Raw genomic sequence first — 23,625 nt, forward strand, 5'->3', positions numbered from 1 at the left:
GGTCCGGTCGGCAGTAGCGCTCGTCGCCGACCGCGCGCTTCAAGGCCCCGCCGCGACGAACGGGGGCCATGAGCCTCATCGCGTTCGACTTCGACGGGACGCTCTCCGACTCCGAGATGACGGTCTTACTCGCCGAGCGGGCCGGCGTCGCCGACGAGGTCGCCGAGATCACCGAGCGGGCGATGAACGACGAGCTCAGCTACGCCGAGAGCCTCTATCAGCGCGCGGCGCTTCTGGAGGGCCTCGGGGCGACAGAGGTCGAGGACGCGTTCGACGCGGTCCGGATCCGACCCGGCGCGGCGCGCCTCATCGAGCGCTTACGCGACGAGGGGCACCACGTCGCCGTGCTCACTGGCGGGTTCGAGCGCGGCGTCGAGGCGGCGCTCGCCCGCGAGGGCGTCTCGGTCGACACGATAGTCGCCAACCGGTTGCCGACCGACGCGGACGGCGCGCTCACCGGCGAGGCCGAGGGACCGCTCATCGAGGGGACGAAGGACGACGCGCTCGCCGACCTCGCGGCCGAGGCGGGCGTGCCGATGGCGGAGACGGTGGCGGTCGGCGACGGCGCGAACGACCTCCCGATGCTGGAGGTCGCGGGGCTCGCGGTTGGCTTCGTCCCCAAGTCCGCGGTGCGCCCCGTCTGCGACTCGGTCGTCGCCTCCATGTACCGGCTCGGAAAGGTGTTGGAGTCGCACGGCGTGCTCGCGGCGGACGAGTGACGCCCGAACGCGTTCGGTCCGGCGATACCTGACGACGTTCGGCTGAAGGGTTAAAGAGAAACGGGAGGTAACGTGATACATGAGCGTCCTCGTTGGGGTGGTCCGATGCTGCCGACGCTGACGTATCTCCAGTTTCATCTCGTCTTCAGTCTCCCCGTTCTGGCGCTTCTGTGGTACGTCGCCCCGCGGTACGCGCCGACGCGCCAGCGGCGCGCGACCGTCGGCATCGCGATCCTCGTCGCGATCGCGTACCTCTACACCACGCCGTGGATCAGCTACATGATCCGCCGGGGCGCCTGGGGCTACGCCGACGGCGCGGTGCTCGTCCGGGCGCTGTCGATCCCGCTCGGCGAGTACCTCTTCTTCACCATCCAGACCGTCGTCACCGCGTTCGCGCTCCACCTGATCGGGTTCGACCCGACGTTCCGCGAGGGCGACTTCGACCGTGCGCCGCGGTTCGCGGGCGTCGCGGTCGGGCTCGCGATGGTGCCGATCGGGCTGGGCCTCGTCCTGCTCGACCCCTCGTTCCTGTACCTCGGCGGCCTGATCGCGTGGGTCGGCCCCGTCCTCGCTCTCCAGTGGGCGGTCGGCGGCGGCTACCTCGTCCGGACGCCGCGGACGTGGATCGCCGCGACGCTCCTCCCGGCGGCGTACTTCTGGATCGCGGACCGGATCGCGATCGGAATGGGGACGTGGTACCTCTCGCCCGAGCTGACGACCGGGGTCGCGGTCCTCGGGCTTCCGGTCGAGGAGATGCTGTTCTTCGCCGCCGCGGGCGTGATGACGGTCAACGGCCTCGTCCTCTTCGAGTGGGTGCTCGACTGGAACGACCGTCGAGGCGCGCTCGCGGGGACGACCTCGGCGGGCGAGACCGAACGCGACGTGCCCGGCCCCGAGCCGCCGGCCGATCCCGACCCCGACGTGGTCGATGACTGAGGCGTCCTCGACGTCGGCGAGCCCGGCGGAGCCCGGCTCCGGCGAGGCCCGAGAGCGCAACGGCGGGGTGACGCCTCCGGCGGAGGGGCCCGGGAGCGGGACCGGAACCGACGCCGCGACCGACCGGGTCGACCGCTGGTTCGCGCGACGCCCCGCGCTGGCGTTGGCCGCCCTGTTGCCGATCGGCGCCGTGACCCCTCTGTTCCCGGTCGAAGTCGGCGTCGTGACGTTCGCGCTCGGCACGCTCGCCGTCGGGATGGCCCACGGCGCGGTCGACCACCTCGTTCCCCTCCGGGGCGCGCCGGGCGTGTCGCTCCGGCGGTCGATCGCGGTCGTCTCGGTCGTCTACGCGGTCCTCGGCGCCGCGGTCGTCGCCGCGTTCTTCGCCGCGCCCGTCGCCGCGTTCGTCGGGTTCATCGCGCTCACCTGGCTCCACTGGGGCCAGGGCGACGTGGCGACGCTCGCGATCGCCGGCGTCGACCACCTCCCCACGTCGGCGGAGCGGTGGCTGGCGCTCGTCGTCCGCGGCGGGCTTCCGATGGGCGTCCCCCTCCTCGCGCACCCCGAGGAGTACCGGCTGGTGGCCGAGTGGATCGTCGGGCTGTTCCTCGTCGACGCGGGCGCGGCCGCGACCGCGGTCGACCCCCTGTTCGCGCCCGCGGTCCGGATCGGGGTCGGCGTCGGGATGGCGGCCGCGACGCTGGCGTCGGTCGGCCTCGGTTACCGCCGGGTCCGGGCCGGGCGCGACGCGGACGGCCGGCGGCGAGACCCGGGCGGCCGGCGGCGTGACCCGGACGGCCAGCGGCGAGACCCGGGCGGCTGGCGGCGCGACGTCGGCGAACTGGCGGTGCTGTGGGCGTGGTTCCTGCTCGCCGCGCCCGTGTTCGCGATCGGGGTGTACTTCGCGCTGTGGCACGCGCTCCGACACGTCGGGCGGCTCGTCCTCGTCGACCCCGAGGCCGCGAGCGCGGCGTCCGCCGGCGACGCCGTCGGGGCGCTCGCCCGCTTCGGCCGCGACGCCGCGCCGCTCACGCTCGGCGGATTTCTCGTGGTGGGCGCGGTCGGGCTCTCGGTGCCCGCGGGGGTGGCGGCGCCCGGCGATCTGCTCGCCGTGTCGCTGGTCGCCATCGCCGCCATGACGCTTCCCCACGTCGTCGTGGTCGCGTGGCTCGACCGGCGGCAGGGCGTCTGGCGGCCGGGTGCCGGGAGCTGACCGGGGACGCGGGAGCCGCCCCGCTTCCGACACCGCACGGCTCTTAGCCGGGGGACGCGTCGCTCCGACAGATGGACGAGATCGCGATCCGCGACCCGCGGCCGGGCGACGACGAGCCGCTGGAGGAACTCATCACCTCGCACTTCAGCGAGGGGAGCTCCTACGGCGTCGACCTCGGCCTCGACGACCCGACGTACCACGTGCTGGTCGCGGTCGAGGGCGGCGCCGACGGGAGCGGGGACGGTTCGGACGCCGGGGATGCGGAAGCGACCCGGGGCGAGCGCGACCGCGACGACGCGATCCTCGGCGTGATGGCGCTCCGCGAACTCGACGACCCGACCGCCGTCGCCGACGAGATGTACTTCTTCGACGACCCCGCCCTGCTCCCCGACGCGGAGCTGTACGGCCACCTAGAGATGGGGTACGTTCGCGACGGCGCGACCGGCCGGGGGATCGGGAGCCGGCTGCTCGAACGCCTCCACGCGGTCGGCGCGGCGCGCGGCGTCGACCTGTTCCTCGCGGACTCGTGGTACCACGGCGGCGACGACTCGCCGGAGAGGCTGTTCGACGCGCACGGCTACGAGACGGTCCACCGCGACCCGATCGAGCGGTCCGCGGCGGAGTGCCCGAAGTGCGAGGGGGAGTGCGTCTGCGAGGGCGCGCTCGCGGTGCGGCGGGTCGGGGACGACGAGGGCGGCGCGGGGACGCTCCGGTCGTGAACCACGACCGCGTCCACGCGAGGGAGCCGTCGCATCACGTCGACCGGTGGTCCGAAGGCGTCGTCGAGTCGATCGGCGAGCGCGACGGCCACTGCGTCGTGACGGTGCGGCCGGTCGCGTCGGGGGACGGAGACGATCGCGGGGCGGGCGAGCGCGGGGCGGGCGAGCGCGGAGCGGACGAGCCCGACGCCGAACTCGTCGAACTAACAATCACCTTCGCCGTGCGAGACCTGTTCGTGAGCCGGCTGTCGATCGAGGAGGGGGAGTCGCCGGTCGGCGAGCGCGTCTGGTACCGGAAGCGGGGCGGCTGAGGGGAGCGGGAGAGGAGCGAGCGGTCGCCGGTCGCCTCGGCTTCGCATGTGGCCGGCGTTAGACTTCCGAGTTCCAGCCCGGCGTGCCGGGCGCGCCCGCGTCGTCCTCCGTCTCGCGGACGAGTCGGTCGCGGGCGTCGGCGTCGAGTCCGACGCGCTCTCCGTCCCCGCCGGCGCGTTCGGTCCACGCCTCGATCGCTCGGCCGACCCACGAGTCGGCCTCGCGGGCGCGCTCCCGGGCCTCGGCCATGCGCTCGCGGGTCACGGACAGCGACCCGGGCCGGGAGCCGACCGCGGCGCCGGCGAAGCGGGCGCGGTCGTCGGCGGTCGCCTCGCCGTCGCGGAGGCGCGCGACGACCCCGTCGAGCGCGTCGGGATCGGGGTAGGCGAACACCGTCGCACCGAGCGCCTGCGGGCCGAACGCGGGCGCCGGGAGGTCCTCCGGCGGGTCGTCGTCGAGGAGGCGGTCGCCGCCGCCGGCGGCCTCGACGCGCTCGCACTCCGTCTCGGCGCCGAGGTCGAGGTTGTGACCGGGGTAGGTCGAACAGGTGCGCGGGTAGCGGTCGGCGTCGTGGATCCGGCACTGGAGCGTCGTCGGGTCGAGGAAGGCGCACGCGTCGAGCCAGCGCGGCTCGTCGGTCCCGATCGGCGCGACGGGTTTAGGGAGTTTCCGGAGGCCGACGACGAAGACGGGTCGGTCGTCGACGGCGGCGAGGTCGACCCCGTCGATCCGGACGCCGTCGTCGCGCTCGGCGGGCTCGAAGAGGCGGGGGGTCAGGGCGTCGCCGAGGCCGTCGTCGACGAACCGGGCGACCTCGTCGCGGGTGAGCGGGACGAGGTCGTAGGCGTCGTCGAGCGGGGGGCGCGGGCCGGTGCGGTCCGAGCCCGCCGCGGCCGGGTCGAGCGGGCGCCAGTCGACGCAGCAGCCGGCGCAGCCCTCGCAGTCGAGTTCCATGCGTCCGTGAGAACGGTTCGCAGTGTGATAAGCGATCGGCGGAGCCCGAGGGGTGCGAGCGGGCCCGGACCGTTTTGCCGGAGGCGGCCGAACGGCGTCACGAGATGGACCCGGAGACGGAGGAACTCAGGCGGCTCGCGGTCCGGATCGTCGAGGAACACGAGTCGGCGGCGGTGACGCCCGGGATTGTCGTCCAGCGGCTCGCGGTCGAGTACGACCGCGATCACGGATACAGCGAGGTGTTCGACCTCCTCCACGAGCTGGAAGACGAGGGCGAGCTCGTCTACCACCTCGGGGAGTACAACGAGTTCGCCGCGCCCGAGTGACGGGGAGAGCGCGCGCCGCGGGCGCGGCCGTCGCCTCAGAGCTCTCCCTTCGTGCTGGGCGTGTCGCTGCGGCGCTCGTCGAGTCGGGTGGCGTCGTCGAGCGCGCGGGCCAGGGCCTTGAACAGCGCCTCGACCTCGTGGTGGGCGTTGTCCCCGCGCTCGACCGTCGCGTGGAGCGTCAGCCCGGCGTTGTGGGCTAACGAGAGCGCGAAGTGATCGGCCATGACGCTCGTGAACTCCCCGACCGACTCCTGGGAGAACGAGCCCTCGAACTCGTAGTAGGGGCGCCCCGCCACGTCGACGACGACGCTCGCGACCGCCTCGTCGAGGGGGACGCGGCGGTCGGCGTAGCGCCGAATTCCCCGCTTGTCGCCGAGCGCCTCGTCGAACGCCTCGCCGAGACAGATCGCCACGTCCTCGACCGTGTGGTGGTCGTCGATGTCGAGGTCGCCGTCACACCGGACCGTCAGGTCGAAGAGGCCGTGCTTGGCGAACGATTCGAGCATGTGGTCGTAGAAGCCGATCCCCGTCGAGACCTCGCTTTTCCCGTCACCGTCGAGCGCGAGGGTGAGTTCGATCGTCGTCTCGCTCGTCTCGCGGGTGACGGCCGCGGTCCGGTCGTGGTCGCTCATATCGGCCCGTCGCGGGGGATTCGTAAGTCGGTTGCGGGTGGGGCGGGGTTTGAGTTCGCGATAGAGGAGCGGACGTGGTGGAATCGTTGAGAGCTAGTTTATAAATGGGCGGTGCGGTGGCGCGTGCCTGCGAGCGGCCGCCCTCGGCGGCCGCGAGTCGCACGCGCGAGGGACGCCGCGAACGCCCGAAGGGCGTGAGCGGCGAGGCTGGGGAGGCGTGAGGCTGCGGTCCCGAGAGCGACCGGAGGGAGCGAGCGGGAGCACGGAAGTCGCAGCCCGCGCAGCGAGCGAAGCGAGCGAGCAGGACCGTCTTCCGGCGGTGCGGTGCTGGGCGGGGTGGGACTCAAAGGGGCAGCCGGGAGGGCGGCGCAGGCGACGTAAGGACCGCAACGAGGGAACGAACGTAGTGAGTGACCGAGTGAGGACCGCAGTGAGCGTGCGCCGCCCTCCCGGCTGGGGCTTTGGAGGTGTTCGCCGGCAAGCTACAGGTAGTTATTTATAAGCAAGCGGCTGGGGCCAAGCAAGTGTTCACCGCCGATCCGGCGAGATCTACTTATAAATGAACTGCGGCATGCCAAGATTTCACTATTTAAATCTCGTCGGCCGCGTCCTGCGCCTCTCGCAGCGTGAACTCGCCCTCGTACAGCGCGGTGCCGACGACGACGGCGGCCGCGCCGGCCTTTTTTAAGTTGACGACATCCTCGACGCTCGCCACGCCGCCGGAGGCGATCACGGGAATGTCCACGGCCTCGACGACGCTCTCGACCGCCTCGCGGTCGATCCCCTCTAACTGCCCTTCCACGTCGACGTTCGTGAAGAGGATCGCGCCGGCGCCTAACTCCTCGTAGCGCGCCGCGGCCTCGGCCGGGTCCAGCCCCGTCCCCTCGGTCCAGCCCGACACCACGACCTCGCCGTCCTTCGCGTCGAGGCTGACGACGACGCTGCCCGGGTGCGTCTCGTCGATCTCGGCGACGATCTCCGGCGTCTCGACCGCCGCGGTGCCGAGGATGACGCGGTCGAGCCCGAGATCGAGGAGGTCGCGCGCGCCTCCCGCGGTCCGGATGCCGCCGCCGAGTTGGAGCCCGGTCTCGTCGGGGACGCTCTCGACGACCGCCTCGATCGCCGCCGCGTTGACGCGCTCGCCCTCGAACGCGCCGTCGAGGTCGACGAGGTGGAGCGTGCCGGCGCCCGCCTCGATCCACCGCTCGGCGGCCGCGACGGGGTCGCCGTAGCGCTTGCCCGTCCCGCGCTCGCCGCCGACCAACTGGACGACCTCGCCGTCCTGCACGTCGACGGCGGGGATCACCTCGAACTCCGGGAAGTCGCTCATACGGCACGAGAGTCGGGGATGCCGATTAAACGGGTCGGTTCGACACGAAACGGGGGGTTACGCGGCGGACGTCTCCGAGGACGCAGTCGCTCGTTTATAAATAGCTGAGACAGGATCGCTGGCGAACACCGCCAAAGCCCCAGTCGCTCGGCGATCCGTGATTGACCGGAGAACAACCGCGAACACCGCCAAAGCCCCAGTCGCTCGGCGATCCGTGATTGACCGGAGAACAACCGCGAACACCGCCAAAGCCCCAGTCGCGAGGACGCCGTACGCTCGCTGCGCTCCTCGCTCAGTCGCTACCGCTCCTTCGCTGTGGTGCTTACGTCGCCTACGGCGTCCTCGCGACTGCCCCTTTGAGTCCCGCCCGCAACCGCACAGCAGCCTCACACCTCCCCAGCCTCGTCAGTCGCCTCCGCTTCGCTCCGGCGACTGACTCCCTCGCGCGTGCTCCTCGCGCCCTCCGGGCGCTCGGAGGCACGCGCCACCGCGTCTCCATTTATAAACAACAGCGTTTCAACGGGGCTGGAAATTCGGAATCCGTAGCCCCCTCACGCCACCGAGATGAGCAGCTGCGAGACGTCCTCGTCGAAGGCCGCGGGGTCGGTCGCGAGCGCCTCGGCGGTCTCGGCGTCGGCGAGCTGCGTCACCGCGCTCTCCGCGTCGACCGAGTCGGGGAGCGCGTCGTCGAAGACCTCGAGGAGCGGCTCGGTCGGGTAGGCGCCGCCGGCGACGATGACGTCGGTCCCGTCGTGCCAGACGCCGAGCCGGGCCTCGATCTCGAGGGGGCGGTCTATCTCCGCGGTCGACCCGGTCGGAAGCGGGATTCCGCCGTCGAGCGCGTACTCGCCCGTCAGCCGCCACGCGGTCGCGGTGCCGCCGGAGCGCACGGTGGTGGTCATCTCCTCGGCGACCTCGACGTTCTCGATGCCGGCGGTCCGGAGCTGCGCGCGGAACGCGTCGACCGCGGCCGTCTCCACCCGACTCATCACCCGATCGCGGCCGACCCCGGCCGGGAGCTGGTCGATCGCGGGCCGGAGGTCGATCCGCGTCGCGAAGAAGACGACCGGCGACCCCGACGCGTCGACCGTCTCGGCGAGCGCGTCCGCGACGGGCGCGTACTCGAAGATCCGCGTGCGTTCGAGCGCCCGAACGGTGACGGGACCGTACGACTGCTCGAAGGCCGTGCTCTCCGACTCGTCGGTCTGCCGCCAGTCCTCGATCCGGTCGCTGGTCACCTCGGGGGCCGGCACCGGCCCGTCGCGCCCGCCGAGACAGCCCGCGAGGCCGGCGACCCCGACCGCCGCCCCGCCGGCGAGCAGCCGCCGCCGGGTGGTCGCCTCGGACCGCGCCGGAGCCTCCGCGGAACCGTTCGTCGGTGCCTCTTCCATACGAATTCGACGAGCTCGACCGGGAAATCGGTGTCGCTGCCGACACGGATCGCTTATGTAACCACCGAGTACAACAACCGAGTGATGACTATCGACGAGAGCGAGACGCGGCGGCGACGCTCCCGGTCACGCACCCGACGACGGTTCCTGACGGCGGCCGGGACGGCGGGAGCCGTCGCGCTCGCCGGCTGTAGCGCCGAACGGACCGGCGACGAGGGCGACGGCGGCGACGGCTCCGGGAGCGACGGGGACGGGACGGGCGACGGAACCGACACCGACGACGGCGACGGGGAGGGAGACGGCGGCGACGAGACCCCGACGCTGACGGTCGCCACGTACACGAGCTTCATCGACGCCCCCTCGGTGAGCCCGGGCGAGTGGCTCAAAGAGGAGTTCGAGAGCCGGGTCGACGCCGAGCTGGAGTGGGCGACCCCGGACAACGAGGTGAACTACTACGTCGAGCGCGCGGCGTCGGGCGCGGGGATCGACGCCGACCTCTACGTCGGCCTCACGACGGAGGACCTCGTGCGCGTCGACGAGGAGCTGGACGGGGACCTCTTCGCCGAGGCGGGCGAGGTCGAGGGGCGCGACGCGGTGAAGGAGGGGCTCCGGTTCGACCCGTTCGACCGGGCCGTCCCGTTCGACACCGGCTACGTGAGCCTCGTGTACGACGGGACCGCGACGGAGGCGCCCGGGACGTTCGACGGGCTGCTCGACGACGAGCACGCGGGCGCGCTCATCGCGCAGAACCCCGGCGCCTCCTCGACCGGGCGCGCGTTCCTGCTCCACACGGTCAACCGATTCGGCGACGGCGGCGTCGCGAGCGACGGCGACGGAGAGGCGATCGCGGGCGCGGACGGCGACCCCGACTACGACTACCTCGACTACTGGACGGACCTCGAAGAGAACGACGTGCGCGTGCTGGGGAGCTGGGACGACGCGTACGCGGCGTGGAGCGAGGGGGAGGCGCCGATGGTCGTCTCCTACTCCACCGATCAGGTGTTCGCGGACATGGAGGGGCAGGACCTCGACAAACACCAGATCCGCTTCCTGAACGACCAGGCGTACGCGAACCCCGAGGGGATGGCCGTCTTCGCCGACGCCGACGAGCCGGACCTCGCGCGGCGGTTCATGTCGTTCATGCTCGAGCCGGCGGTCCAAGGCGAGATCGCGCAGCGCAACGTCGCGTTCCCGGCGACCGACGGCGCAGAGCTCCCGAGCGACTACGCCGAGCTGGCGCAGGAACCGGCCGATCCGGTGACGTTCACCTACGACGAGCTCCAGGGCTCGGTCGACGCGTGGGTGGAGGCCTGGGAGCGGCAGTTCGCCGGGAACTAAGCCCCGTGGCCGACGAGGGACCGAGCGCGTGACGGGAACCGATACCCAGCGGTTGACCCGCCTCCGCGAGGGCGTCGAGTCGCACGCGCTGACCGCGCTCGCGGTCCTCACCAGCGCCGCGCTCGTCGTCGCCTTCTACTACCCGACCGCGACCGTCCTGATCGAGGCGGTCGTCGTCGACGGCGCCGTCACCCTCGCAACCTTCGCCGACGTTCTCACCGACCCGTTCTACTTCGGGGAGCTCGCGCGGCTGCTGTCCGGCGAGTCGCCGACCGCGGTCGCGCGCTCGCTGCTCTCGCCGGACCGCCGGCTCGGGATCGTCGGCTTCACCGCCTACCAAGCCGTCCTCTCGACGCTCGCGAGCGTCGCCTTGGGGCTCCCGGCCGCCTACCTGCTCGCGCGCTTCGAGTTCCCCGGCCGACGGACGCTGCGCTCGCTGACCATCGTCCCGTTCGTCCTCCCGTCGATCATGGTCGCGGTCGGGTTCGTCGCCACGTTCGGGGAAAACGGGACGCTGAACGCCGCGCTGACGGCCGTCGGACTCCCACCGGTCGACCTGCTTTTCACTCTCGAAGCGGTGGTGATCGCCCACGCGTTCTACAACGCGCCGCTCGTCGCGCGCGTGACGACCGCGGCGTGGGAGTCGGTGGACGCGAGCGCGGTCGAGACCGCGCGGAGCCTCGGGGCCGGCCCGGTCCGGGCGTTCGTCGACGTGGTCGCGCCGCAGGTGTACCCCGCCGTGCTGACGGGCGCGGCGCTCACCTTCGTGTTCACCTTCGGCACGTTCCCCATCGTCCTCGCGCTCGGCGGGTTCCAGCTGGCGACCGTCGAGGTGTTCGTCTACCGCTTAGTGCGCGACCTGAGCTACGCCGAGGCCGCGGCGTTAGCGATCGTCGAGCTCGTGATCTCGCTCGGGGTCCTGCTGGCGTACCTCCGGTACGAGGCCCGAAGCTCGACGAACACCCGCGGCGCGCGGCCGCTGCCGCGGCGACCGCTGTTCCCGCCCGCGCCGACCCTCCGCGAGCTGCTGCCGCGGGCCGGACTCGGGGCCTACGCGGTCGTCGCCGGAGTCGTCTTCCTCGCGCCGATCGCGTCGATGGTCCTCGCGAGCGTCACGGGCGGCGACGGCGCGCTCACCCTCGACCACTACCGGTTCCTCGTCGAGCGCCAGCAGACGGGCGCGGCGTTTCAGGTGCGGCCGTGGCCCGCCATCCGGAACTCGCTCGTCTTCGCGACGGGGGCGACGCTGCTCGCGCTCCCGATGGGCGTCGTCGTCGCGGTGCTGACCACGCGGCGGTACCGCGGGCGGACGCTGGTCGACGCGGCCGCGATGGCGCCGCTGGCGGTGTCCGGGATCATCGTCGGGCTCGGGCTCCTCCGGGGGCTCGTCTTCGGCGTCGAGATCGCGGGGTGGCGGATCGCCGCGAGCGGCGCGGTCGCGATCGTCGTCGCGCACGCGGTCTCGGGCTACCCGTTCGTCGTGCGCACCGTCTCGCCCGGGCTCGCCGGGTTAGACCGGTCGCTCGTCGAGTCGGCGCGGGCGCTCGGCGCGTCGCGGGCGAGAGTGATCCGCGACGTGGAGCTGCCCCTCGTCTGGCCCGCGGTCGTCGCGGGCGCGGCGTTCGCGTTCGCCATCTCGATCGGCGAGTTCACGTCGACCGTCGTGCTGGCGACCGGCGCCCACGCGTACACGATGCCCGTCGCGATCGAACGCTTCATCGGGCGGCGGCTCGGACCGGCGACCGCCATGGGCGTCGTCCTGCTGGTCGTCACCGGCCTCAGCTTCGTCGTCATCGAGCGGCTCGGGGGTGAACACCGTGGGCTCTGAGCGCGGCACGGGGGGTAGAGGCGACGAGACTGACGCCCCCGTCGCCGTCGAGCTCGACGGCGTGACGAAGCGTTACGGCGAGACGGCCGCCGTCGACGACGTGACCCTCCGGGTGCGCGAGGGGGAGTTCTTCACGCTCGTCGGCCCTTCCGGCTGCGGGAAGACGACCACTCTCCGGCTGATCGCGGGGTTCGAGGAGCCGACCTCGGGGACGGTCCGGTTCGCCGGCGAGTCGATGGCCGGCGTCCCGCCCGAGGCCCGCGACGTGGGCGTCGTGTTCCAGAGCTACGCGCTGTTCCCGCACATGACCGTCGGCGAGAACGTCGCGTACGGGCTGAACTTCGCCGACCCGCCCGAAGGGACGACGCGCGACGAGCGCGTCGCGGAGCTGCTCGAACTCGTCGACCTGCCGGACGCCGCCGACCGCGACCCGGAGAGCCTCTCGGGCGGGCAACAGCAGCGGATCGCGATGGCGCGGGCGCTCGCGCCCGGGCCCGACGTGCTCCTCCTCGACGAGCCGATGAGCGCGCTCGACGCCCGCCTGCGCGAGCGACTGCGCGCGCAGGTGAAGCGGATTCAGTCCGAACTGGGTATCACCACGATATACGTCACCCACGACCAGGAGGAGGCGCTGGCCGTCTCGGACCGCGTCGCGGTGATGAACGACGGGACGCCCGAGCAGGTGGCTCCCCCCAGAACGGTCTACCGCGAGCCCGCGACCCGGTTCGTCGCGGAGTTCGTCGGCGACAACAACGTGTTCGCGGGCAGCGTCGTCGACGCGCCCGCGGAGAACGAACTCGCGGTCGACGTCGACGGCGGCGACGAGACCCTCCGCGTGCGAACCGACGCCGACCCCGGCACAGCCGCGTCGGTCGGCGACCGGATCGCCTTCTGCGTCCGTCCGGAGAACCTCCGCGTCGCGGGCGCGGACGGGAATCCCGGAGACGCCGCGTCCCCCGCGGGCGAGAACGCCCTCCGAGCGACCGTCGCCAGCGCGGAGTTCCTCGGCGAGACGACGCGCGTCACGCTCGACTGGGGCGACCGCGAGCTCGTAGTCCGCGTCGTCGACCCGATCGACGGCGCGGTCGCGGTCGGGTTCGACCCCGAAGACGCGCACGTGATCGAGGTCGAATCGCGGTGAACGGGTCGCGTTAAGTTAGTACTCACCTAGCTGCTGTCATGCGATTTTTTGTAGTGTTCTGGAATGTTGTAGCGGATCGTGTTCTGAGGATCAACGAGAAGGAGAACTGAGAAGGCAGATCCAGTTTCTCCCGGAGTTACTACCTATCTTGAGTATATAAATCGGCTTTCCAAAACTCGCGGGATACTCTTGCCGTCTTGCGTTTCTGCTTAACTTAACGCGACCATCTTTAGTGGGGCAGTTTATAAGTGAAATCTCGACGTTGCCGTCGGTTGTTTATAAGTGATCGATGCTACTGCGGTGAGGGCTTCCAAAGCCCCAGCCGTCGTGGGCGGTGTACGCTCGCTGCGCTCCTCATTCGGTCGCTTCGCTCCCTCATTCCGGTGCTTACGTCGCCTACACCGCCCACGACGGCTGCCCCTTTGAGTCCCACCCCACACCGCACAGCACCGCAGCCTCACACCTCCCCAACCTCGCCGCTCACGCCCTGCGGGCGTTCGCGGCGTCCCTCGCGGGCTGGCTCGCGGCCGCCGGTGGCGGCCGCTCGCAGGCGCGCCACCGCACTTTCTTCTTATAAGCACTCGTCGCAGTCGCTCACGGCTATTTAAATACCACATCGCGGCCGGCGATCTGCGATACCCCTTCTCGGTATCGCTCAACGACCGGAAATCTCAGTTGCGTCTCCGTTCGGTTCGAGATACCAAATCTCGACTGGGCGCGCCCCTCTTTCGTCAGTCGTCGTCGGCGACGGCGGGCTTCCGGCGGTCGTCGCGGGGGCCGTCGAGGTCGACCTTCGGGAGCATGTCGCGCAGGTAGCGCCCGGTGTGGGACGCCTCCTCGCGGGCGATCTCCTCGGGCGTGCCGTCCGCGACCAGCTCGCCGCCGCCGTCGCCGCCCTCGGGGCCGAGGTCGATCACGCGGTCGGCGTTCTTCACGAGGTCGAGCTCGTGTTCGATGACGACGACGGTGTTGCCCGCGTCGACGAGCCGGTGGAGCACGTCGATCAGCTTGCGCTCGTCTTCCTTGTGGAGCCCCGTCGTCGGCTCGTCGAGCAGGTACAGCGTGTCACCGGTCGCGCGCTTGCCCAGCTCCTCGGCGAGCTTCACGCGCTGCGCCTCGCCGCCGGAGAGGGTGGTCGAGGGCTGGCCGAGCTCCATGTATCCGAGCCCGACGTCCTTCAGGAGCTTCAGGCGGCGTTCGAGCCCGCGGTGGCTCTCGAAGAACTCGTGGGCCTCTGCGACGCTCATGTCGAGCACGTCGGCGATCGTCTTCCCCTTGTACTCGACGTCGAGCGTCTCGTCGTTGTAGCGGGCGCCGCCGCACTCCTCGCAGGGGACGTACACGTCCGAGAGGAAGTTCATCTCGATCTTGACGGTGCCCTGCCCGCCGCACTCCTCGCAGCGCCCGCCCTTGACGTTGAACGAGAAGCGGCCCTTCTCGTAGCCGCGGCGCTTCGAGAGCTTCGTCTCCGCGAACAGCTCGCGGACGTGGTCGAACACGTCCGTGTACGTCGCGGGGTTCGAGCGCGGCGTCCGGCCGATCGGCGACTGGTCGATGAGCCGCACCGTCTCCACCTCGTCGAGGCCCTCGATCGCGTCGTGCTCGCCGGGGTCGACCGAGGTGTTGTCGTTCATTTCCCGGGCGAGCCCCTTGTAGAGGATGTCGTTGACGAGCGTCGACTTCCCGGAGCCGGAGACGCCGGTGACGGTCGTCAGCGTGCCGAGCGGGATCGGCACGTCGAGGTCCTTGAGGTTGTGCTGGCGGGCGCCGCGCACCACGAGCTCGCCGTCGGGCTCGCGGCGCTCGTCGGGCACCGGAATCTCCTTCCGGCCCGCGAGGTAGTCGGCCGTCTCCGACTCGTCGGTCGCGACCACGTCGTCGAAGTCGCCCTGCGCGACGACCTCGCCGCCGCGCTTGCCCGGGCCGGGCCCCATGTCGATGATCTCGTCGGCGCGGCGCATCGTCTCCTCGTCGTGCTCGACGACGAGGAGCGTGTTGCCGAGGTCGCGGAGGCCTTCGAGCGTGTCGAGCAGGCGGTCGTTGTCGCGCTGGTGGAGGCCGATGGAGGGCTCGTCGAGGACGTAGAGGACGCCGACCAGCCCCGACCCGACCTGCGTGGCGAGCCGGATGCGCTGGCTCTCGCCGCCCGACAGCGTCGAGGCCTCCCGGTCGAGCGTGAGGTACTCTAAGCCGACCTCCTCCATGAAGCCGAGCCGCGCGCGGATCTCCTTGAGGATCTCCTCGGCGATGGTCGTCTCCCGCTCGGTCAGCTCGGCCTCCATCCCCTCGAAGTGCTCCCTGGCGTCGGCGATGGACAGCTCGTTCACCTCGGTGATCGACGTGCCTGCGACGAGGACGTGCCGCGACTGCTCTTTCAGGCGCGTCCCCTCGCACTCGGGGCAGGTCGTCACGGCCATGTACTCCTCGATGTGGTCGCGGGCGCGCTCGGAGTCCGTCTCGACGTGGCGACGCTCCAAGTTCGGAATCACGCCCTCGAAGCGCTCGGTCTTCTCGCGGGTGCCGTTCTTCGTGGTCCACTCGAAGTGGACCATCTCGTCGGTGCCGTAGAGGAACTGCCGCCGGATCTCCTCGTCCAGCTCTTCGAAGGGCGCCTCGAGGTCGACGCCGAAGTGGTCGGCGACGTTGTCGAGCTGGCGCGAGTAGTAGGTGCGGTCGTAGCTCCACGGCTCGAACACGTGCTTCAGCGGCTTCGAGGGGTCCTCGACCACGAGCTCCTCGTCGACCTCCTTCGTCGAGCCGATCCCCTCGCACTCGGGACAGGCGCCGTACGGGCTGTTGAAGGAGAACGAGCGCGTCTCGATCGCGGAGAACTGGACGTCGGAGTTGGGGTTGCCCAGCTCCTCGGAGAACTCGACGACCAGCCGGTCGTCGCCGTCGGCGTCGGCCGCGAGCGACCCCGTCGAGCGCGCGTTCGACGCGAACGGGACGTCCTCGGGCGGGTCGGGGACGATCAGCTTGAGGGCGCCGTCGGCCTCTTCGAGGGCCGTCTCGACGGAGTCGGTGATCCGCGAGCGCGCGTCCGGCGAGACGGTGACGCGGTCGACGATCACGTCGATCGTGTGGTCGTAGTTCTCGTCGAGGTCGGGGTCGTCGAGGGTCAGATCGACCGGCTCGCCGTCGACCTCGACGCGGCTGTACCCGTCCGAGACGAGCTCCTCGAACAGCTCCTCGAAGGCCCCCTTCTGGTCGCGGACGACCGGCGCCGCGACCTTCGCGCGGGTGTCCTCGGGGAGGTCGAGGATCTGGTTCACCATGTCCTGCGCCGACTGCTCGCCGACCTCCTCGCCCGTGACCGGGTCGTACTGGGTACCGATCCGGGCGTACAGCAGCCGGAGGTAGTCGTGGAGCTCCGTGACGGTCCCCACCGTCGACCGGGGGTTGTTCGCGGCGTTCTTCTGGTCGATGGAGATGGCGGGCGAGAGCCCCTCGACGGACTCCACCTGCGGCTTGTCCATCTGCCCGAGGAAGTTGCGGGCGTACGCCGACAGCGACTCGATGTAGCGCCGCTGCCCCTCCGCGTAGACGGTGTCGAACGCGAGCGACGACTTCCCCGACCCGGAGAGCCCGGTGACGACCGTGAACTCCTCGCGCGGAATCCGGACGTCGAGGTCCTTGAGGTTGTGTTCCTCGGCGCCGCGGACCTCGATGTAGTCCTTGCTCATTTCACGCGTCCCTTGCGGGCGCGCGCGGGAATAGTCGTCGGTCGCGGGGGTCGGTTGTCGTCGGCACCGGGGATCGCTCGGCGGGGAGGCCGCCGAACCCGGACGGCTCAGCGCGTCACGAACTCGGCGGGCGGCGAGAGGTCGCGCCGGCCGCCGAGGGTGACGAGGAAGAGGACGCCCACCCCGAGCCCGTACGCGATCATCAGGGGGATCGTCGCGAGGAACATCGTGATCACGTCGGCGGGGGTGAACACGGCCGCGATGAGCATGATCCCGACCGTCACCTCGCGCCAGCGGTTCCGGAACACGCGGTACGGGACGCCCGCGTTGTTCAACAGGACCATCGCGATCGGGATGTCGGCGAGGAAGCCGATCCCGATGGTGGTGTAGATGACGAGCCAGAGGAAGTCGCTCACCTGGTAGGTGATCACCATGTCGGCGAGGCGCGCGTCGGTGACGAGCCAGCCGATGATCCCGGGCGCGATGGTCGTGTACCCGAGCACGAAGCCGCCGATCATGCCGGCGCCGAGCGCGCCCGCCCACAGGTACACCTGGTAGATCCGCCCCGCGACGAAGCCGCGCTCGCGGAGCGCGGGCCACGCGTAGTAGAGGGCCACGGGGAACGCGGCGAAGATCCCGAGCATCACCGAGAACTTCACCATGAAGATGAGCGCCTCGACCGGGTGGAGGGTGATGATGTTGATCCCGCCCTCGACCTCCGCGGGCACGCGCCGTTCGAGGTCGCCGCGCACCGTGCCGAGGCCGCCGAGGTACAGCCACGTGAACGCGGCCGCCATCACGGCGCCGAACACCGCGACGATCCGGAACGACCGCGTGCGCAGCGAGTCGAAGATGAACTTGAGGTCCTTGTAGTAGCCGCCGATGTCGTCCTCGGCCGCCTCCTCCTCGCCGTCCGTGAGCTCGGCGAGGAACGTCGAGCTCGCGCGCGAAGTCCGGTTCTGGACGGAGCCGACGAGGCCGCCCTCGTCCGCGTCGCCGCCTCTCGCGCCGTCTGCGCCCGCCGCGTCGCTCGCGTCGGAGTCGCCGTCACCGTCGCTCCCCTCGTTCACCTCGTCGAAGCGGTCGAGGATCGCCTGCGCCTTCTCCGGGTCGTCGTCGTCGATCGCGGCCTGCGCGAGCGCGAGCGATTCCTCCTCCTCCATCTCGGCGAAGGCGTCCGCGGGGGCCGCTCGGACGCCCGCGGCGTCGAGTTCGCTCACGTCGATGGCGGTCGGGTCGCCGTACTGGTGGCCCGCGCTCGTCGTGTCGAGGTCGGTGTACACCGCCCACAGCGTCGCGACGGCGGCGAACGCGAGCGCCCACAGCGCGGCGTAGATCGCGAGCGCGGTCGCGGGGTCGAGGCCGAGCCCCTCGCCCGGCGCGAGGAAGCGGCGGCTGCTCCCCGCGAGCCGCAGCAGGTCGTTGAACGCGGTCCGGCCGCCGTACTCGTAGAAGCCGTACACGAGCGCGCCGCCGAGGACGGTCGCGCCCCCGACGACGTTCCAGTGGTTCCGGACCGCGCCGAGCACGTCGATGCGGTCGGAGCTCCGCTTCGCCGTGACGACGAGCTTCGCGAGGTAGAGGCTGAAGCCGTATAAGGCGACCAGCGGGAACGCCCACAGCAGCTGGGTGAACGGGTCCGGCGGGGAGAAGACGGCGCCGAAGACGAAGATGGCGACGACCGCGTAGCGCCACTTGTCGCGGAACGTCTCGTACGGGACGATCTCGGCGTACGAGAGGCCGGTGATCACCATCGGCATCTGCCCGGCGAGCCCGAAGGAAAGCGAGAGGAAAACGATGAACTCCGTCCACATCACGATCCCGTAGGTCGGCTGGATGTCGGCCTCCAGGCCGAACTCCGCGAGGAAGCCGAACATCAGCGGGAAGAAGGCCAACACGCCGTAGGCGACGCCGGCGGAGAACAGGCCGGCGGCGAGCAGCCCGAGGAGCGCGAGCTTCCAGCGGGCGATCGGGGACTGCGGCCACATGCCGCGGGCGCGGAGCTCGTCGCGGGTGACGTAGATCAGCGGCGGGACCGCGACGATCGCGCCGACGATCAGCCCGATCTTCGCCTGGAGGAGGATCACCTCGAACGGGGTCGTCGCGATGATGTCGGCCTCCTCGGCGACCGCGGCGCTCATGTTCGACTCCGTCACCTCCCGGAGCCGGTCCCAGATGTACGTCCGGAGCGCCCAGAACGTCGCGAGGAAGCCGATCAGGAAGACGACGAACACCTTCTGGAGGTCCTTCTGGATCGACCGAAGGAACGCCTTCGCCGTCTCTTGGCCCTCCGCGATCGACCGTTGGGTGTCCTCGTCGAGGGCGCTCGCCATACGGAGGGCGAAGGCCGTCGCCGTTATCAACCTTTTCGACCGCGGGCGCTCCCGCCGACGACGCTCCCCGTCGATCCGGCGGCCGACGCCCCCGGACGCGCCGGCGAACGGGGCCGATCGACCCCGCGCGGCGCCGCTATCCGAAAAGGTTGATAACCGCCCGGTCGCGTAGGGCAACTGAATGGACGACTCGGACCGGTCGCGCGACGACGACTCGGCCGCCGCTGACGGGTCGACCGACGAGGGCGAACCCGAAAGCGACGGCGCCGTCGACCCCGAGTCCGAGAGCGGCGACTCCGCCGACGAGGAGTCGTCAGAGAGCGTCGAATCCGAGGTGGCTCCCGAGGTCGAACCCGAGGTTGAGTCTGCTGCGAGCGACGCGGAGATGTCTGCTGCGAGCGACCAAGCGGACTCCGACGAAGGCGACGAAGCGGAGGGATCCGACTCCGAGTCGTCGGACACGTTCTCGGACCCGGACGAAGTGGTCGAGGCCGAGGACGCCGGTCGGTCGGCCGCGCTCGACGACGGGAACGAATCCGACGACGCGGCCGAGCCCGACGCTGGGGCGGCGGACGAGGAGTCGGCAGACGCCGCTGCGGCGGACGACGCGACGACGGAGGGCGCCGAGAGCCTCGGCGACGGCGGCGCCCCGACGACGACCGCCGACGCCGCGGACCCCGCGACCGCCGGCGTGCCGGCGACCGACGACGACGAGCCGTTCGAGGGGATCGAGGGCCCCGAGACGGACGAGGAGATGCCGCTGGCGGCCCACATCGAGGAGATGATGCGCCGGCTGGCGGTCGTCTTCCTCTTCGGCGGGCTGGCGACGCTCGTCGTCGTCACCGAGTCGACGGAGCTGATCAACTACTTCTGGAGCTACCACATCCCGGCGCCGATGGAGAACCGGCCGCGGCTGTACGGCCCGCTCGAACTCCCGCTCACCCGGCTGAAGGTCGCCGGGCTCGCGGGCGTCGTGGTCGGGCTCCCGGCGTTCGTCTACGAGACGTACCGGTTCATGCGGCCGGGACTGTACCAGACGGAGCGGCGCTATTACCTCGCCGCGGTGCCGACGAGTCTCGTGCTCGGCGGGATCGGGATCGCGTTCGCGCACTTCCTCGTGTTGCCCGCGATCTTCTCGTACTTCACCACCTACACCGCCGACGCGGCGACGATCGCCTTCGGGCTCGCGGAGACGTTCAACCTGATCGTCATCATGCTCGCGTTCATGGCGATCGTCTTCCAGATCCCGCTTTTCATCATGCTCGCGATCATGATGAACCTCGTCACGCGGCAGTGGTTAGAGGCGAAGCGGCTGATCTTCTGGGGGTCGTTCCTCGGGATCGCCTTCCTGTTCAGCCCCGACCCGACCGGGATGGCGCCGATCATCGTGACGCTGACGATGATCGTCCTCTTCGAGGGGACGCTCGCGATACTGCGCTGGACCGGAAACTAGATCCGGTCGCTGCTGTGGGACTGGACAAAATCTTTTTTTCCACCCCTTATCGACTGGACTGGTGTGAGCGGAGACTTGGCAGCGAGAGACGAGGCGTCGTTCCCGCTAGACGCGGCGTTCAGACGCGTTCACGATCGGCTCAGCTTCGTCCGAGCGGTCGTCCTGATGACGGTGCTTGGTGCGAGCCTCGACGTGACACTGTCCGGATTCCCGGAGACGGCGATACCGTTCAACTACCCGTTCTTCTTCGATATCGTGCTCGTCGTCGCTGGCGCCGTCGTTCTCCGCCAGACGTACACCGGTCTCCAGGATGTCAAACAAGAATTAATCGAACTGACCGAACAGCAGCTCCACGACGTCAGCGTCGCGCTGCCGACAACGATATCCTCGGATCGCATCGAGCAAGAGACGGACCGCATCCTCGCCAAGTCGTACCATCCTGCCATGGTCGGCGTCGGGGCACTGTTCGGAGGGCTACTGGTCGTTAGTATCATGGCGTGGCTCGAAGTGCTGGGAAACTATCCGTTCTGGCTGATGAACTTCGCATTCGGCGCCGCTCATGGGATGTTTCTCGCACCGGCTGCCGGTGCGTTCGCGTTTGTCGTCACAGCAGCGCGATCCTATATCGTCGATATCAATCTCCTCGATCCGGACGGTGTCGGCGGGTACCGGCGTATCGGCGACACGCTCGTCCGCCTCGTCAGCTATGGAATCTCCCTCGTGACGCTGGACTTTGTAATCCTCTCCAGCGTCGCTTTCACCGACGCAAGCCAGTTCCAGCAGGTCGTCGGCCTGATCTACCTGCTCCAGCTCGTCGTCTTGATCGCTGGGACGGTCGTCGTCACGCTGGTTATTCGGATGAAACTGTTAGCTATCCGCGACCGAAAGGTGTCTCGGATGCAGATGGAGTTTTCCAGTATCGAACAGGAGTACTGGGAGAACCACGACGACGGCGACACCGACAACCAGTCGGAAGCACTCCAGCTCATGACGATGACGGTGATGTTCAACGAGATCAGGCGGATGAACATGTGGCCTATCAACCTATATTCGCTGTTTCAGCTGGGTAGCAGCATCGCCATCTCGGTGAGCGTGTTTCTCATACAGAACTTCGGCTTGCTCAGCGAGCTTCCTCCGCTGCTTATCGGACCCTAGTCGTGGTCGCGGGCGTCGTCGTTGGGGTCCCCGACCGCGAGGAGGGTTCGAACGTGAACGAGCGCCACGTACGGGGCGACGAAAAGAAGGTACAGTCGGTCGACCCGCGGGGTCTCTCGGAGGTCGAGTAACCATTTATCAAGACGGGCGATTCCCGGAACGGTGTCCGACGCTGCGGCGAGCGTCGGCGCCCGGCTACCGGTGAGGTGGAACGCACAGTTGTACAACGTCCATTTGTGCGCTTCCATCGCGTACCGAACGGCCCGTGGCGAGACGAACGCGTACACCAGTTGCGCAGCCGCCAACAGCGTCGACATCCCCGCGCTTCGCGCCAGCTCACGGCCGCGGCGGGCCTCGGGCGGCGTGACTCCCGACCAGTCCGGAGCTACGCGCGGACCGTATATCGCTTCGGTCTGCGTGAACACCGCACGCAGAACCGTCCGCCACGGTGCCAGTGCGTACGCCAATCGGCTGGTGTTGAAGATGTCGTGAAAACGTCCGCATTCAATATCGCTCTCGGTTACGACGAATCCCGAACGGAACATCCCAGTCGCGCGGTCGACCACGTGCTCGACCTGATTACCCCGTTCCTGCTCGATGTCTAAGTGCTTCTCGGCGAGTCGCACGATTTCCGACCGGACCGCTTCGCGGTCGGTCTCGCTGACACCGTCACCGAGTACAACCAATAGATCGATATCGCTTATCGCGGTGGCCTCGCCGGTGACCACGCTGCCGAACAAAAGGACGCTCACGACGCTCTCGTCGTCCAGCAGCGCCGCGACTTCCTGTAAGAAGGCGGCGCCATTGGGCGGGAGCGCTTGCCGGTAGTCGGAATCCAAATCGAACTTGATCGTCATACTGGTAAAACGACAGATCGTGAGACGTTCGTCTCCACTGCCCAGTGAGTACTACGGACCCGCTCGTTGAAATGTGTACACGTTAGCGCCCAGTGATCGTTCGTCGGGACCTCCCGCCGTTACGCATTTGTCCGCGGGAAAGCGATCGGCTCGGTATGGTCCTCGGTCTCGTCGTTCCGGCCGCCGTCTCGTTCGTGTTCGCCGCGATCGCGGCGTACGTGGGCGCCCTCCGCGCGCTGGAGGTGTACTTCGACCCGAATCAGGACAGCGTCTTCCTCATGGACGACCGCGACCCGCCGCGGCGTCAGTGAGGCGAAGGCGCCCGCGGCGCGTCGCCCGTCACTCCCCGCCGAGCAGTTCGACGAGCAGCGCGTTCTGCGCGTGCATCCGATTTTCGGCTTGGTCCCAGACGAGGGCCCGGTCCGATTCGAGCACGTCGTCGGTGACCTCCTCGCCGCGGTGCGCGGGCAGGCAGTGCATCACCTTCGCGTCGGTGCCGGCGAGCAGGTCGGCGTTCACCTGGAACCCGTCGAAGGCGGCCAGCTTCTCGTCGCGCACGTCCTCCTGTCCCATCGAGATCCACACGTCGGTGTACACCACGTCGGCGCCCTCGATCGCGGCCTTCGGGTCCGTCGTCGGCTCCACGTCCAGCCCGAACTCCGCGGCGCGGTCGAAGACGGATTGGTTCATTCCGTAGTCCGCGGGCGTGGCGACCTCGACGTCGATCCCCGCCATCGCGGCGCCGACGACGAACGACTGGCCGACGTTGTTCCCGTCGCCGACCCACGCCACGGTGGCGTCCTCGCCGACCGTCTCGCGGATCGTGAGGAGGTCGGCGAGCGTCTGACAGGGGTGCGCCTCGTCGGTGAGCCCGTTGATCACGGGGCAGTCGGCGTACTCCGCGAGCACTTCGACGTCCGCGTGGTCGAACAGGCGCGCCATCACGCCGTCGACGTAGCGGCCGAGGACGCGCGCGGTGTCGCGCAGCGGCTCGCCGTGGCCCAGCTGGATGTCGTCGGGGCCGAGGAACATGGCGTGGCCGCCGAGTCGGGTCATCCCCGTCTCGAAGGAGACGCGGGTGCGCGTCGACGGCTTCTCGAAGATCATCCCGAGCGTGGCGTCCGCCAGTCGGGGGTCGGTCTCGCCCGCCTTCATCGCGGCGGCGCGGTCGAGCAGGGCGTCCAATTCGGCGGGCGTCACGTCGTCGATGTCGAGGAAGTCGTCGGTGGCGAGTGGCATCGTGTGTAGTGTGAGTGTGTGTCGTGGTGTCGTTTGAAAACGAGCCGTGACGAGGGCAAACGAGGA

At 69.8% G+C, this 23,625-nt stretch carries 20 protein-coding genes; 12 read left to right on the forward strand and 8 right to left on the reverse strand.

All coding sequences use genetic code 11. From position 1 onward, the window contains the following. Positions 1-68: 68 nt before the first annotated feature. The 5 genes from serB (at position 69) to DVK07_RS11200 (ending at position 3,898) form a co-directional block, all read left to right on the forward strand. Positions 69-719: a phosphoserine phosphatase SerB gene (gene serB, locus DVK07_RS11180; RefSeq protein WP_121597139.1), complete on the forward strand. Its 651-nt coding sequence runs from the start codon at positions 69-71 to the stop codon at positions 717-719. Between the two features lie 105 nt (positions 720-824). Continuing rightward, on the forward strand, positions 825-1,655 hold the full coding sequence (locus DVK07_RS11185) for a lycopene cyclase domain-containing protein (RefSeq protein ID WP_121597140.1): 831 nt from the start codon (positions 825-827) through the stop codon (positions 1,653-1,655). After that, entirely contained in the window at positions 1,648-2,868 is a 1,221-nt protein-coding gene (locus DVK07_RS11190; protein ID WP_121597141.1) for a Brp/Blh family beta-carotene 15,15'-dioxygenase, read from the forward strand. The genes DVK07_RS11185 and DVK07_RS11190 overlap by 8 nt, the downstream gene beginning before the upstream one ends. A 71-nt stretch (positions 2,869-2,939) precedes the next feature. After that, complete coding sequence (locus DVK07_RS11195) at positions 2,940-3,587, forward strand: N-acetyltransferase (protein WP_121597142.1); 648 nt, start codon at positions 2,940-2,942, stop codon at positions 3,585-3,587. Next, on the forward strand, positions 3,584-3,898 hold the full coding sequence (locus tag DVK07_RS11200; RefSeq protein WP_121597143.1) for a hypothetical protein: 315 nt from the start codon (positions 3,584-3,586) through the stop codon (positions 3,896-3,898). Before DVK07_RS11195 ends, DVK07_RS11200 begins: the two co-directional genes overlap by 4 nt. Positions 3,899-3,956: 58 nt before the next feature. Here DVK07_RS11200 and DVK07_RS11205 read toward each other — a convergent pair whose 3' ends face one another. Continuing rightward, positions 3,957-4,853 carry a YkgJ family cysteine cluster protein gene (locus tag DVK07_RS11205; RefSeq protein ID WP_121597144.1) on the reverse strand — a complete coding sequence of 299 codons (897 nt, stop codon included), beginning with the start codon at positions 4,851-4,853 and terminating at the stop codon, positions 3,957-3,959. Positions 4,854-4,957: 104 nt separating this feature from the next. Between DVK07_RS11205 and DVK07_RS11210 the strand changes: the two genes are divergently transcribed. Further along, on the forward strand, positions 4,958-5,179 hold the full coding sequence (locus DVK07_RS11210; RefSeq protein WP_121597145.1) for a hypothetical protein: 222 nt from the start codon (positions 4,958-4,960) through the stop codon (positions 5,177-5,179). Between the two features lie 35 nt (positions 5,180-5,214). Here the strand turns inward: DVK07_RS11210 and hisB are convergent, their stop codons facing one another. The 3 genes from hisB to DVK07_RS11230 all read right to left on the reverse strand — a co-directional run bounded on the left by hisB (position 5,215) and on the right by DVK07_RS11230 (position 8,532). Then, positions 5,215-5,811: an imidazoleglycerol-phosphate dehydratase HisB gene (gene hisB / locus DVK07_RS11215; RefSeq protein ID WP_121597146.1), complete on the reverse strand. Its 597-nt coding sequence runs from the start codon at positions 5,809-5,811 to the stop codon at positions 5,215-5,217. 589 nt (positions 5,812-6,400) lie between these two features. Further along, positions 6,401-7,141 carry a 1-(5-phosphoribosyl)-5-[(5-phosphoribosylamino)methylideneamino]imidazole-4-carboxamide isomerase gene (hisA, locus tag DVK07_RS11220; protein WP_121597147.1) on the reverse strand — a complete coding sequence of 247 codons (741 nt, stop codon included), beginning with the start codon at positions 7,139-7,141 and terminating at the stop codon, positions 6,401-6,403. A 551-nt stretch (positions 7,142-7,692) separates the two neighbouring features. Beyond that, positions 7,693-8,532, reverse strand: coding sequence for a hypothetical protein (locus DVK07_RS11230; RefSeq protein WP_121597149.1), 840 nt, complete (start codon positions 8,530-8,532; stop codon positions 7,693-7,695). A gap of 84 nt (positions 8,533-8,616) precedes the next feature. Here DVK07_RS11230 and DVK07_RS11235 point away from each other — a divergent pair, with 84 nt between their 5' ends. The 3 genes from DVK07_RS11235 to DVK07_RS11245 are packed head-to-tail and all read left to right on the forward strand — an operon-like array spanning position 8,617 to position 12,839. Next, positions 8,617-9,870, forward strand: coding sequence for a thiamine ABC transporter substrate binding subunit (locus DVK07_RS11235; protein WP_121597150.1), 1,254 nt, complete (start codon positions 8,617-8,619; stop codon positions 9,868-9,870). Between the two features lie 28 nt (positions 9,871-9,898). After that, positions 9,899-11,698, forward strand: a complete 1,800-nt coding sequence (locus tag DVK07_RS11240) for an iron ABC transporter permease (protein ID WP_121597151.1) — start codon at positions 9,899-9,901, stop codon at positions 11,696-11,698. Further along, complete coding sequence (locus tag DVK07_RS11245) at positions 11,688-12,839, forward strand: ABC transporter ATP-binding protein (protein WP_121597152.1); 1,152 nt, start codon at positions 11,688-11,690, stop codon at positions 12,837-12,839. Before DVK07_RS11240 ends, DVK07_RS11245 begins: the two co-directional genes overlap by 11 nt. Before the next feature lie 731 nt (positions 12,840-13,570). Here DVK07_RS11245 and uvrA read toward each other — a convergent pair. Continuing rightward, the gene (gene uvrA / locus DVK07_RS11250) at positions 13,571-16,522 is read right to left on the reverse strand and encodes an excinuclease ABC subunit UvrA (protein WP_121597153.1); all 2,952 of its coding nucleotides are present in this window, start codon (positions 16,520-16,522) and stop codon (positions 13,571-13,573) included. A gap of 107 nt (positions 16,523-16,629) precedes the next feature. Next, positions 16,630-18,855: a twin-arginine translocase subunit TatC gene (locus tag DVK07_RS11255; protein ID WP_121597154.1), complete on the reverse strand. Its 2,226-nt coding sequence runs from the start codon at positions 18,853-18,855 to the stop codon at positions 16,630-16,632. 181 nt (positions 18,856-19,036) lie between these two features. On the opposite strand from DVK07_RS11255, the gene DVK07_RS11260 reads away from it, so the two are divergent. After that, the gene (locus tag DVK07_RS11260) at positions 19,037-20,308 is read left to right on the forward strand and encodes a twin-arginine translocase subunit TatC (RefSeq protein ID WP_121597155.1); all 1,272 of its coding nucleotides are present in this window, start codon (positions 19,037-19,039) and stop codon (positions 20,306-20,308) included. 63 nt (positions 20,309-20,371) lie between these two features. Then, entirely contained in the window at positions 20,372-21,463 is a 1,092-nt protein-coding gene (locus DVK07_RS11265) for a hypothetical protein (protein WP_121597156.1), read from the forward strand. Here the strand turns inward: DVK07_RS11265 and DVK07_RS11270 are convergent. Beyond that, complete coding sequence (locus DVK07_RS11270; protein ID WP_121597157.1) at positions 21,460-22,320, reverse strand: nucleotidyltransferase domain-containing protein; 861 nt, start codon at positions 22,318-22,320, stop codon at positions 21,460-21,462. The two genes, DVK07_RS11265 and DVK07_RS11270, sit on opposite strands and share 4 nt — an antisense overlap. A 155-nt stretch (positions 22,321-22,475) precedes the next feature. Between DVK07_RS11270 and DVK07_RS23305 the strand changes: the two genes are divergently transcribed. Further along, positions 22,476-22,631 carry a hypothetical protein gene (locus DVK07_RS23305; protein WP_004599330.1) on the forward strand — a complete coding sequence of 52 codons (156 nt, stop codon included), beginning with the start codon at positions 22,476-22,478 and terminating at the stop codon, positions 22,629-22,631. 28 nt (positions 22,632-22,659) lie between these two features. On the opposite strand, the gene argF is transcribed toward DVK07_RS23305, so the two are convergent. Further along, positions 22,660-23,559 (reverse strand): ornithine carbamoyltransferase, encoded by a 900-nt coding sequence (argF, locus tag DVK07_RS11275; RefSeq protein WP_121597158.1) that lies wholly within the window; start codon positions 23,557-23,559, stop codon positions 22,660-22,662. Positions 23,560-23,625: the final 66 nt, after the last annotated feature.

The organism is Halorubrum sp. Atlit-26R (assembly GCF_003666015.1).
Taxonomy (GTDB): Archaea; Halobacteriota; Halobacteria; order Halobacteriales; family Haloferacaceae; genus Halorubrum.

Coding starts and splice junctions, on each gene's coding strand:
- serB (WP_121597139.1), top strand. CDS start 69: ATGAGCCTCATCGCGTTCGACTTCGACGGGACGCTCTCCGACTCCGAG.
- DVK07_RS11185 (WP_121597140.1), top strand. CDS start 825: ATGCTGCCGACGCTGACGTATCTCCAGTTTCATCTCGTCTTCAGTCTC.
- DVK07_RS11190 (WP_121597141.1), top strand. CDS start 1,648: ATGACTGAGGCGTCCTCGACGTCGGCGAGCCCGGCGGAGCCCGGCTCC.
- DVK07_RS11195 (WP_121597142.1), top strand. CDS start 2,940: ATGGACGAGATCGCGATCCGCGACCCGCGGCCGGGCGACGACGAGCCG.
- DVK07_RS11205 (WP_121597144.1), bottom strand. CDS start 4,853: ATGGAACTCGACTGCGAGGGCTGCGCCGGCTGCTGCGTCGACTGGCGC.
- DVK07_RS11210 (WP_121597145.1), top strand. CDS start 4,958: ATGGACCCGGAGACGGAGGAACTCAGGCGGCTCGCGGTCCGGATCGTC.
- hisB (WP_121597146.1), bottom strand. CDS start 5,811: ATGAGCGACCACGACCGGACCGCGGCCGTCACCCGCGAGACGAGCGAG.
- hisA (WP_121597147.1), bottom strand. CDS start 7,141: ATGAGCGACTTCCCGGAGTTCGAGGTGATCCCCGCCGTCGACGTGCAG.
- DVK07_RS11230 (WP_121597149.1), bottom strand. CDS start 8,532: ATGGAAGAGGCACCGACGAACGGTTCCGCGGAGGCTCCGGCGCGGTCC.
- DVK07_RS11235 (WP_121597150.1), top strand. CDS start 8,617: ATGACTATCGACGAGAGCGAGACGCGGCGGCGACGCTCCCGGTCACGC.
- uvrA (WP_121597153.1), bottom strand. CDS start 16,522: ATGAGCAAGGACTACATCGAGGTCCGCGGCGCCGAGGAACACAACCTC.
- DVK07_RS11255 (WP_121597154.1), bottom strand. CDS start 18,855: ATGGCGAGCGCCCTCGACGAGGACACCCAACGGTCGATCGCGGAGGGC.
- DVK07_RS11260 (WP_121597155.1), top strand. CDS start 19,037: ATGGACGACTCGGACCGGTCGCGCGACGACGACTCGGCCGCCGCTGAC.
- DVK07_RS11270 (WP_121597157.1), bottom strand. CDS start 22,320: ATGACGATCAAGTTCGATTTGGATTCCGACTACCGGCAAGCGCTCCCG.
- DVK07_RS23305 (WP_004599330.1), top strand. CDS start 22,476: ATGGTCCTCGGTCTCGTCGTTCCGGCCGCCGTCTCGTTCGTGTTCGCC.
- argF (WP_121597158.1), bottom strand. CDS start 23,559: ATGCCACTCGCCACCGACGACTTCCTCGACATCGACGACGTGACGCCC.